This is a genomic window from Trebonia sp. (genome assembly GCF_049794275.1).
Classification (GTDB): domain Bacteria; phylum Actinomycetota; class Actinomycetes; order Streptosporangiales; family Streptosporangiaceae; genus Trebonia.
The window spans coordinates 1-6971 of sequence record NZ_JBARCR010000456.1; the positions used below are offsets into that span (position 1 = coordinate 1).

At 66.7% G+C, this 6971-nt stretch carries 5 protein-coding genes; 3 read left to right on the plus strand and 2 right to left on the minus strand.

Features of this window, described 5'->3' with window-relative positions:
• Positions 1-636: 636 nt before the first annotated feature.
• Positions 637-1800 carry a S53 family peptidase gene (locus WA805_RS12525; protein WP_425242417.1) on the minus strand — a complete coding sequence of 388 codons (1164 nt, stop codon included), beginning with the start codon at positions 1798-1800 and terminating at the stop codon, positions 637-639.
• A gap of 1125 nt (positions 1801-2925) precedes the next feature.
• On the opposite strand from WA805_RS12525, the gene WA805_RS12530 reads away from it, so the two are divergent.
• Both WA805_RS12530 and WA805_RS12535 read left to right on the plus strand, forming a co-directional pair.
• Entirely contained in the window at positions 2926-3534 is a 609-nt protein-coding gene (locus tag WA805_RS12530) for a hypothetical protein (RefSeq protein WP_422339421.1), read from the plus strand.
• Positions 3535-3587: 53 nt separating this feature from the next.
• Positions 3588-4028 (plus strand): VOC family protein, encoded by a 441-nt coding sequence (locus WA805_RS12535; RefSeq protein ID WP_422277325.1) that lies wholly within the window; start codon positions 3588-3590, stop codon positions 4026-4028.
• A 716-nt stretch (positions 4029-4744) separates the two neighbouring features.
• Here WA805_RS12535 and WA805_RS12540 read toward each other — a convergent pair.
• Positions 4745-5080 (minus strand): cupin domain-containing protein, encoded by a 336-nt coding sequence (locus WA805_RS12540; RefSeq protein WP_425242418.1) that lies wholly within the window; start codon positions 5078-5080, stop codon positions 4745-4747.
• A 133-nt stretch (positions 5081-5213) separates the two neighbouring features.
• Between WA805_RS12540 and WA805_RS12545 the strand changes: the two genes are divergently transcribed.
• The gene (locus WA805_RS12545; RefSeq protein ID WP_425242419.1) at positions 5214-6827 is read left to right on the plus strand and encodes an amidohydrolase; all 1614 of its coding nucleotides are present in this window, start codon (positions 5214-5216) and stop codon (positions 6825-6827) included.
• Positions 6828-6971 lie beyond the last annotated feature (144 nt).

A 6971-nucleotide genomic window follows, 5' to 3' on the forward strand; every position in this document is an offset into this window, starting at 1 on the left:
GCGACAGTGAGCAGGCTCCTGCCGAGTACACGGCCACCTCGCCCCTCGAGTGCCTGGGACATATGCGCCTCCGATCGGCTGGATGGGCTGACTGCCACGTTACTAGGGCCACCGGGCTCATGCCTCAAGTGGCTTGGAGCTCACGGTTGGCGGCCCTTACCGGCTCGCTCGCAATACGCTCAAGTAGCCGATGTGAGTGCGTTGCGCACCCGTATGCTTATGCGTCAGGCACAAGAGGCTTGTCTGGTCTAGGCCAGAACATAGACATTGCTTTTCGGAAAACGGCATCTGCAATCATTTCCAGCAGGAAATCAGAGAGCGTCATAGAGTGATCGAGTTTGCGCTATCATGTTGCCATATCTGACTTGCCCATGACTGGAGCGCTCGGCAGATCTCGGCAGATCAGGCGGACTACCGCATTGCTGCTGAGGCGGTTGCTGTTTTTCGGTGCCGGTTCTTTATGCTCCAGTGGGATGAACAGCGGTCGGCCTGCCGGCCGGCCCGCGTCAGCACGCGGCGCCATGACAATGGCGCCCGCGAGAGTACAGCTCTACCAATTGTGCCGGCGGCGACGCGGTCCAGCCGACTCCGCCCGGCGCGATGTCGTCGCGCATCGCGCCGGGCACCTAACGGCACCTAACGGCGCAGCGATTCTGCGCGGGACAGCAGCATCTGTGATGATGGGTTGCCCCGGGCCAAGAAGGCAATGTCGGTCAGCAGTTGCCCGACGTCCGGCGAGCCCCATCCGGTGGCCGCGTCCCATCCTGGCGTGGCGGAGTAACCGGGCACTCCGTTGTCGGAGTTATTGCCCACCGTGACATCGTGGAACCCAATGCCCGCCTTGCCGAGCGCGTACAGGTACGGGTTGAGCGGGCCGATGGGGCGGTGGGCCAGCTGATCGAGGTCGGCCACGAGCCCGGCCCAATCGGGCGATCCCTCGCTCGTGCCGCCGATGGTGTAATAGCCGGCCGGGAACCCGAAGAAGGACAGGTAGATCAGGATCGATGTGTTGGGGTCGGCGTTCCAGGAGATGTCCGGAATGCCGCGATGGCCGCCGAGCAGCGACTGGTCCGAACCGGGCAGGGACCGCTGGTATAGCGGCTCGCCGAAGTGCTGGCTGATTCCGCCGCCGCTGGCGCCGCCTCCAGAATTCCAGACGGTCTCCGACTGGTAGTCGCCGCTGGTGTCGGCGTACAGGCTGGTTCCGCCGACCGCGGTGACCAGCGGCGAGGAGGCCGGGAAGTTCACTGTGGGGAACGGGTAGAACGTGGTCCCGTCCACCTCGGTATTGGAGCTGCCGGCGTCGCCGGTGGAGGCCAGCGCCGTCACGCGCATGCCCGCCGCGCGGGCATATGTGGCCTCGAACTGCCGGAACACCTGCTCGCCCGCGGGGGTGAACAGCGTGTTCTCGGTGGCGCCCCAGCTTTGCGAGATGACCTGGCCGAGGTGATGGTCAAGAGCGAAATTCAGCAGGGCGTCGAACTGGGGCATCCCCTGGACGCCTTCGGTCTCATCCGCCGGGCTGGTCAACAAGACGATGCTTGCATCCGGCGCCATGGAGTGCGCCCACTCGACGTCCAGCGTGGTCTCCGCGGCCCAGTTGACCTGATCTGGGATGGCGGTCGGGTTGAACGGCACCGTCCCGAGCGGAGCCAGGATCGTGAACGACGGCGGCGCCGGCAGACCGTAGCCGGCGTCGAAGCTCGCCAGGTCAGAGGCAATCGTGGGGCTGCCGAACGCGTCGACGATGACGATCGTCTCGCCCTTTCCGTCGTCCCCCCTGGCCAGGAGCAGGTCCACGCCGTAGGCGTGGCGGATCTCCTGCGGGCTGTAGCAGGGCGAGCCAGTAGCTGCCCGGCACTGCGCGTCGGTCGGAGCCTGGGCACCCGCATGCGCAAGTGTCGCATTGAGCGGGGTCCCCGGCACCTCGAACGGCTCCGCGTGGGATGCCCGAAGATCGCGCGGCCCGCTGCTGGTCGCCCCAGCATTCCCGGCCGTCGCAGTTCCCGCGGGCGCTGTCCCCAACATCAGGGCAAGCAGCGACGCCGCACCCGCGATCCCTACAAGCATTCGTCTTCCAGGCATGTTCACTCCCTTTACCAGCCGCGCTCACGCGATCGAACATAAACCTGACCGAACGTAACCTAACACCTGATGTACAACTTTGGCGAGATCCGTGCGGGCTTTTTACATATGGCGGGATATTGCGCGGATATCGGCGGCCAAGGTACGCACACACCAACGCGAACGGCTGATCGAAACGGCTGGATCACATTGCCCCTTCCCACCGCCGGCGCCGTCCCTGACCCACATGGCCGTCCCGCGTCCACCACCATGCGGCCGCCGCACCACATCCCCCGTGCATGCGGGAAGCTCGCTTGCCAGGCCATTCGATGCCGCGTCGCGTGACCTCAGACCGTCGGATCCAGATACCAGCAGAGTTCCTGGGCGTTGTCCGTGACCCCGCGCTGCGCCGCCATTTGCGTTCAGCGACGGACTCCTATTTCGGTCTGGGCGATCATGCTGTAGAAGTGCATGGCGGCTGGCTTGTCCACTTCCTGCTCAGCTCACAATGGATCCGGCATTGACTGCTGTTCGCAGGTACAGGAGAGCAGACGGTGGTGACGACCCTTTTCCCCGGCCGGGTTTGAGCTCACGCCCGAAGATCGCCGGGCGTATCCCGATAGTCCCGTATAAGGCGGACTTCTCAGGCCCCGCCTAACGTCCGCTAGCCGTGGACAGAGCGTCCTGGCGTTTCTGGAGACTCATTTTTCTGAGTGACCGGCCTCGGTAGGGCGGTGTCTGACTGAATCGCCCTGGGGTTTCCGGAGTCTCTGGCCGGTATGTTGACCGGCCCGGGCGCTGCCCTGTATCCCAAGGCAAGCCGGTGGCCGGGATGGGTGTGAAGATGGCGTGGTGGACCCCATGGCGAGCTTCTTCCCGGCCGGGCGTGACCGCGGGGTCACCGTGGCTGTGGAGGGCTTTTTCGCATTCGTATGGTTCGGCTGGGGTCAGGCGGCCGCCCCGTCATGGCTGGCTGCCCCGCTAGCACTGGGCACCGGCCTCGCTGCGCTGCTCACGGTGGCAGGGGTCGTGGTGACCAAGCGCTCGGCCGGGCGGTTGCGGGTGATGGCGGACCCAGTGGTCAGGCGCCGGTACAGCGTTATCGTCGGCGTCGAGTTCGGGCTGCTCGGCGCCGGTGCAGCCGTGCTGGCAGCGACCGGGCAGTACCGGTGGATTGCGGTATGGATCTGCTTCGGCGTCGGGGTGCATTTCTTCCCGCTGGCCTCGACGCTGGACAACCGGTCGTTGCGGCTGCTGGGGGTGTTGCTGGCGGCTGTGGCTGCGGCGGCGCTGGCAGCTGGGCTGGCATCGGCGACGGCCCCATCGACGGTCACTGGTGCCGGGGCTGGGTTGTGCCTCCTCGCCTTCGGCGTCGCTACCTGCCTGATCGGAGGAAGGGCACCTGCCGACGCAAACGAGCCAGCCGCCGGTAGTCCGCGTTTGCGGAGGTCCCGCAACGAGAGGTACTGAGAACGCCTATCGTGGCGGATGCACGGTCGATACGACGACGGGAGGACGGGCCTATGTCACATGTACGACGCTTCGACCACGTTGGCCTTACGGTCGCAGATCTCGACGTCGTGACGGCCTTCTTCGTGGCGCTGGGCCTGGAGGTCGAGGGCAGGACGTTCGTCGAGGGTGAGTTCTTGGACACGGTCTGCGGCATTCCCGGCTCCCGCACCGAGATCGTCATGCTGAAGCCGCCCGACAATGGCACCCGACTGGAGCTCTCGAGCTTCGTGCGACCCGATTCCGTGCCGGGCTCACCGGCCGCCATGGCCAACGAGCTGGGATTGCGTAACGTGGCCTTCGAGGTCAGCGACCTGCAGGCGGCTGTCGACTGGGCAGCTACCGAGGGCTACGGACTGGTCGGTGGCATCGGCGAGTACGAGGGCACTTGGCGGATGGCCTACGTCCGTGGACCGGAAGGGATCATCGTCTCACTGGCCGAGCGCATCGGCTGAGCCGCGCAACGTCCGCGTCTGCCGCATACCGTTCGTTGCGGCATCAGGTGCATCGGCATCGGTCGTGACAGCATGGCTGCATGCCCGCGGATCCGGATCGGTCGCTGGAGCGGATCGAAATAGCTGACCTGCTTCGGCTGGCCGCGCTGGCCGCTGACGCCGAGGCGGAGTTGTTCAGGCGGAATCCGCAGGGTTCCGGCCGGTACGCCGGGCGCCTGCTGGGCCGGGCTGATCGACCCGGAGAACCGCGCTGGCGAAATTGTATGGCCCACTGCTAACCGCGTGAGCTAAGGAGACGGGTGGGCTTGTCGGCTTTACTTGCTGTGTTGATAGGCGCGGGAATGCCAGCAGGAGTAGTGTTCAGCACGACCATTTCATCGCTTTGGGGTGTCGGGTGGGTTTCTTCTCCAGGTTGCTTGTTCCGCGCAGTGTCCGCCGTGCAATGCACCCAGGTCGCGCCGTGAAGCGGACGGTGACGCCTAAAGCAGTCAAAAAGGCAAGGCGGGCCTTGCATCCTATCGACAACGCCGTGTATTCCATGGAGCGTTCGGCGGCAACAGCCATCCGATCGGGCCGCAAGCGCAAGGCTCCGGTCTTCCGGCATGGGAATTGCCCAGTCCGCCATCGGAGCGCAGAAGCCGCGGCCAAGTGCAGGAACACATAGTCGCCTGCGCTTCTCGTTCGAGCTGCCAGCTTCGGCGTAGCGAAACGTCCTGTCATGCCGCTGAGGCTATTACCCAGAATTCCTTAAACGGAGTCGTGAGATACCAGGTCGTTCGGGCGCCAGCTGGCAACGAGGCGATATCGCCCGCCGTCAGCTCGAGCACTTGTCCGTCGTCGATCTCGATTCTGGCCGCGCCTTCCAAGACCAAGAACGTCTCCCTGCCCGGCAGGGTCCACTGCACAGGCCCGGTGACCTCGGTGAAGCGGGACAAGCCTGACTGAATCCCCTCGCCGTCACATAGCACATGCATTTCGCCGCCGACCTCGGGATCTGGCTCCCACGTTTCAGCTGACAAAGCGGAGACGAAGACACCTGGATATGGTTCCATCCACGCAGAGTAACCCGCTGACGTAACAGCGCGTCCGCTCATGCCGCACGGTGGCCGTTGATCTAGGCGAAGACGATCGTCGCCATCAGGCTGTACCTATATCGGTACGGGTAACTGTCAGGGAGGCACGTCAGTGGAGTTCATCGTCGAGGATGCCACGTTCGTTACGATGGCGCCCGCCGGCCGCGCCGAGAGCATGCTGGTGCGCGATGGCCGGATCGCCGCGATCGGCCCGGCTGCCGCCGTGCGCGCCGCGGCGGAACCTGGTGCCGCGGTGGTGCGGCTGGACGGTGCCACGGTGATACCCGGCCTGATCGACGCGCACTGTCATGTGCTGAACATCGGTTACCTGGCTGCGGGCGCCGACTGCAGCCAGCCGGCGGCACCGGACATCGCGGCGGTCCAGACGCGGCTGCGCGAGGCCGCGGACCGGACGCCGGCGAGGTCATGGGTGACGGGCAGCGGGTATGTGGAGTACAAGCTCGCCGAGCACAGGCATCCGACCCGCGCGGATCTGGACGAGGCCGTGCCGGACCGCCCGGCAGTGGTCTACCACACGTCGCTGCACGCGTGCGTGCTCAACTCCGCCGCGCTGCGCGAGGCAGGATTCGCCGACGGCCAGCCGGACCCGCCCGATGGCGTTCTCGGCCGGGACGGCCAGGGCAGGCTCACCGGCGTGCTGTTCGAAGGGCCGATGTTCCGGGTGTTCGCCGACCGGCTCCGGCACGACCTGGCGGACATGGACGCGGCCGCGCGGGGCCGGGTCGTACGGCGCGCCGGGCAGCGGCTGGCGGCGCTGGGCATCACCGCGGCCTGCGACGCGGACATGCGCTGCCAGACGCTGGCGGCCTACGCCGAGGCCGATGACGCTGGTGTCCTCGCCCAGCGCATTTACGGGCTGACCGTGCACGATGAGGTGGACGAGCTGATCAGGTCAGGGCTGCAAGGCCGCCGGTCCGGGCGGCTGGCGGCGCAGGCCGTGAAGATCTGGGCCGACGGCGGCATGAGCAGCCGCACCGCGGCCATCCACGGGACCTACCCGGTGCCGCCGTTCGGCTCGGGGATCTTGTACTTCACTCCGGCTGAGCTCACCGCCATGGTGCGCGACTTCGCGGCCCGCGGCTTGCAGGTGTGCATTCACGCGCAAGGTGACCGGGCGATCGAGATCGTGCTGGACGCCTACGCGCAGACGCTTGCTCAGGCGCCGGCAAACCCGCGCCGGCACCGCATCGAGCACGGCGGCGCCATGTACCCCGCGCTGGCCGCGCGGGCGGCGCGGCTGCGGATCCCGGTGGTCAGCCAGCCGGGGTTCCTGTCTGGCCTGGGCGACGGGTTCGCCGAGGCGTTCGGTGATCAGGCCGACCAGCTGTACGCGTTCCGGTCCTGGCAGCGGGCCGGGATCACGGTCGCCGGATCCTCCGACGCCCCGGTCATCACGCCGGACCCGCTCACCGGGATCCGCGACGCCATCCTGCGCCGCACCGCGGCGGGCCAGGTCATCGGCCCTGATGAGCGGCTGGCTGCCCGCGACGCCCTCGCCCTGTATACCGCCGGCGGCTCGTACGTCATGCACCGCGAGACTGAGATCGGCTCGCTGGAGCCGGGCAAGCTCGCCGACTTCACCGTCCTGGACCGCAACCCGCTTAGCGTCGGCCCGGAGCAGATCACCGGCATCCAGGTGCTGGCAACGGTCGTCGACGGGACACCGACCTACCGGACAGGAAGCATCGCCTTCCCGGAGACCTGACTCTGTCCAGTGCAAAAAGCCGTCGCATCTGCTTACGATCGCGGCCATGACGGTACAGACTTCCTTCAATCCACGGAACGGCCTCGTGGTTCCCGCCCCGGCACCCGACCCTCCGGAGGCGGTCGACGCGGTGGTGGCGACCGC

What these genes read in the sequence shown, in the direction of transcription:
- WA805_RS12530 (WP_422339421.1), top strand. Translation starts at nt 2,926, where the DNA reads ATGGCGAGCTTCTTCCCGGCCGGGCGTGACCGCGGGGTCACCGTGGCT.
- WA805_RS12535 (WP_422277325.1), top strand. Translation starts at nt 3,588, where the DNA reads ATGTCACATGTACGACGCTTCGACCACGTTGGCCTTACGGTCGCAGAT.
- WA805_RS12540 (WP_425242418.1), bottom strand. Translation starts at nt 5,080, where the DNA reads ATGGAACCATATCCAGGTGTCTTCGTCTCCGCTTTGTCAGCTGAAACG.